At 53.3% G+C, this 3,384-nt stretch carries 5 protein-coding genes; all 5 read left to right on the plus strand.

From position 1 onward, the window contains the following. The first annotated feature begins 89 nt into the window (after positions 1-89). Positions 90-419, plus strand: coding sequence for a hypothetical protein (locus HMPREF3160_RS00675; protein WP_070506469.1), 330 nt, complete (start codon positions 90-92; stop codon positions 417-419). Further along, on the plus strand, positions 420-1,730 hold the full coding sequence (locus tag HMPREF3160_RS09930) for a hypothetical protein (protein WP_070506472.1): 1,311 nt from the start codon (positions 420-422) through the stop codon (positions 1,728-1,730). Positions 1,731-1,833: 103 nt separating this feature from the next. Beyond that, a complete protein-coding gene (locus HMPREF3160_RS00685; protein ID WP_070492061.1) occupies positions 1,834-2,337 on the plus strand; it encodes a hypothetical protein in 504 nt (167 codons plus the stop codon). A gap of 191 nt (positions 2,338-2,528) precedes the next feature. After that, a complete protein-coding gene (locus tag HMPREF3160_RS00690) occupies positions 2,529-3,122 on the plus strand; it encodes a hypothetical protein (protein WP_141739761.1) in 594 nt (197 codons plus the stop codon). Between the two features lie 22 nt (positions 3,123-3,144). Then, a partial coding sequence (locus HMPREF3160_RS10040; protein ID WP_218078945.1) for a hypothetical protein occupies positions 3,145-3,384 on the plus strand: 240 nt, incomplete at its 3' end.

A 3,384-nucleotide genomic window follows, 5' to 3' on the forward strand; every position in this document is an offset into this window, starting at 1 on the left:
GTAATGCTGTAGCGAATATCGGCTAGCCAAGGGTGTGCCCCCTCTTCTAAGGGGGGTAGATGGACTGTTCTTTCAGAAAGTTGTGACACATGCACTTTGATATCCATCACGCGGCCGCTACGCAGACTGTTACAGCAACCAACAGCGCCGCTGATGATCTGGATGATGCTTTCGCTGATGTGAAAGCTGGGTTGGATGGTATGCAGGAGGTGTTGAAGCATTCTCCTGCTGTTGCTGGGGCGTTAGTTGCTGTTAAAGAGGGTGCTGTTGAGCCTACCGCGGATGGTGTGATGTCTAAGATCCGTACCGCAACAGGCTCCACGAGTGATGCGTTGAAGCTGTATTGGGGTGGGGATCAGCAGATGTCTGCCAACGTGTGCCCAGTCCCAGGCAATATCGACATGCCGGGGGTGAGGTGAGTGAGCTTCAACGTCGTAGAGGTTGATGATCCGGATGAGATCCGCACACGGGTATCTGGTTTGCGCTCGAGGTTTGGTGATGCAGCTGATGCCATGAAAACCGTGCATGCTCGGTGGCGTCCTATTCAAGGCCAGTATGTAGCGCCTGAGGCTCCTACCGTGGTCGAGGCGATGAAGGTCCCTGAAAAGACGGTCGGTGAGTTTGATGACGCCGGCGAATCTATCAAGAGGGTGCTGGGAGACTATGCGACTAATCTTGATGGCCTGATGCAACGCCGTAGAGCACTCATGGACAAAATCAGTAACTATGAGGCGATGAATCCTGATGATGACGATGACGCGGGGCGTGACGAGAAAGAGAGTCTGCGTAAGGAAATCGAAGCTGATGCTTCTGTGTTGGCGCAGGATAAGGACGATGTCCAGAACCGATGCCGTGACAGCCTGCTAGCTATCAACATTGACGGTAAATCAGCTAAGAATGCACAAGACAAGGCCCCGCAAGCACATGAAGCCAACGGCGGGGCAGACTCGAACTTCTTTCAACAGACGTTGAATGAATTCACCGGAGCGAATGATCTAGAGGGCGTTGCTGGTGGGATCACGCAAAGCGTCGCGTTTGGGTTGAGTAGAACTGAAAATGCGTTGACCTTTGCAGGGGTGAAGTACACCACGCTTCAGGTTCGAAATAATTGGGCACCTGGGTGGCTGCAGTGGATTGCAAAAAGCAGCAAATTAGGTGAGCGCCTCGTTAAATGGACGACCGGATGGGAACCAGCGCTCCTCGTAAGAGTCGGGAGACGAACTGCGAGCAGTTTCATCAAGGGAAAGCACCCTGGCAACATCGCGCGTAAGCCAGAGAGCTTTAGGGACTTCCTACGTCTACTGGTAGGACGAACCATTTACGGAGTCAGTGAAGTAAAGAACCGCAAAGCGAACAAGTATCAAGCCAAACGGAAAGCCAAACTCATTACAGCCTCGAAGTGGGTTGGTCGCTCCTCCGTTTTGCTCGCTGGTGGCGTCAACTTCGCGAGCAGTTGGCAGGAAGACTCCAGGAAATACCCAAGTATGGGCAACGTTGAGAAGGGGTTGCGGGCGGGGGCAACCGCTGGGGCAACTGCCGGTGGGGCTGCACTTGGAGCCAAAGGGGGTGCAGCTCTCGGCGCCGCAATCGGCTCCTTCGGCGGCCCCGTGGGCACTGCTGCCGGTGCCGTTATTGGCGGTGTCGTCGGCGGTGTTGTTGGAGGGAATGTGGGCAGTTGGGTTGGTGACAGGTTTAAAGAAGGAATGGACTGGTTTAAGAATCTGTTCTGACTGGGCCCGTTTTCGCCTGGTTAGCGGGGCCTGTTGTGCTGCTGCTTTGGTGTGGTGGCTGGATTTTAGGTAAAGGTGAGAAACGTGAAGGGTGGCGTTGTTTATGGATTTTCCAGATGTTGAGATTAAGATTCCGGAGCATCCTGATGCGAAGTTCAGGTTGCCTATCCCGGAGGACTGGGAGGTCGATGACTCCGGTAGTGATAATGGGGTGTTCATCTATAAAGGACGGCCTTCTGAACTCTGGAGTGTTGAGGGGTTTCGTTCTAATTTCGTGATCATCCAGAGGGCTTATGATCAGCGGCACGCCACGGATGAGGGCTATTACAACGAGATCCTCGCCACGGATGCTGGGTTAGCAGACCAACTGGCGGAATACCGCAATATTCACCTGGGTTGGGACACTCTGGGTGGGGATGATACTGCGGCCGTGTTGCGTGTGGCTTCTTACCGCAATGAGGAAGGTACACCGGTGGTGTTGTATCAGTGGAATGCGATACGCGGCGGTATTGAGATGAATGTGGCGTTGACATTCCATGCGGCACTACTTTTCGCGTGGGCAGACGTTGCATATATGTGGGCGAAGGAATTCGAATGGGCAGTGTAGAGAACAATCACAAGGAACAAGAAACCAGAATCGTTCTAAGCTGGGAACAATACCAGTACATGGTTGGTGGTGAATACGAAGGATATGGTCCCACACTTCATGATGTAACCGGCACTTGTGTGTTGACTAATGGTGAAGCAGAACCGGGCTATGAGCAGTTCTGGAAGATCTTTCACGCCACGCTAGGTGCGGTGAAAGTAGGGCGTCGACGTGCCGACGGCACCGTTAATGCTGCTCACGTGTGGACAGGCCCGGAAGGCGTTATCTCTACGGTAGAGAATCACACTGATGGCATCGTGACGATGATGGCTGCAGATCGTGACAGCCGGTTCACGCTTTTGATTGACAGTATGGTTTTAGGGCGGCGTAACTTCCGGCGAGACTATGAGCCAGGGCATGGAGTGATTAAGAAGAAAGACTTCCTGACTGTTCTCATCCCTGATGATCTACCGGCTTCTGAGCTCGCCGACTCTGTGAAAGCCCTCGCTGATTCCGTGAACCACATTCAGCCTGAGATGGCCAAAGATCTGGTGGATGGCCAATACGAGATGATCGTGGTCGAAGGAACCTATCAAGCAGGTGATCGTGACGAGGCCGGTGTGGTGATCTATCTTGATACTCCACACGGATATCTGCTCTATGACACCGAGCGCCGCATGTTGCGTAAAGAGCACCAGCTACACCCTGCACCCGGCTGGTACATCCTTCAACGCGCTGTGGCTCTGCTTCCACCTCAATGGCTCATAGAAGTCTGGCAAGACGAATCCGAACCAGCGGCTAGCTGAGCTCGGGGAGGTAGGGGGGACAGTGTCTACAGAGGACAATCTACTATGGGTTGCCATGCTTACTTGGGCGGTGTTGTATTGGATTTACTACGTCAAGGCTGTACGTCATCCGAAGAATTCCTGGCGGTATGAATATTCCGGCTGGTGCATGAGACATTTGCATTTATATCCATACGTTTCGCTCATGCTCGGATTTATTTCGGTGGCGGCACTGCTCGGTCAACTGGATATACCGAAGTTCGTGCTGTTCTGGTTCGTAGGG

This window comes from Arthrobacter sp. HMSC06H05 (genome assembly GCF_001807395.1).
GTDB classification, from domain to species: domain Bacteria; phylum Actinomycetota; class Actinomycetes; order Actinomycetales; family Micrococcaceae; genus Pseudoglutamicibacter; species Pseudoglutamicibacter albus.

Excerpts from the sequence above, each read along its gene's own strand:
- HMPREF3160_RS00675 (WP_070506469.1), top strand. The coding sequence starts at position 90 with ATGCACTTTGATATCCATCACGCGGCCGCTACGCAGACTGTTACAGCA.
- HMPREF3160_RS00685 (WP_070492061.1), top strand. The coding sequence starts at position 1,834 with ATGGATTTTCCAGATGTTGAGATTAAGATTCCGGAGCATCCTGATGCG.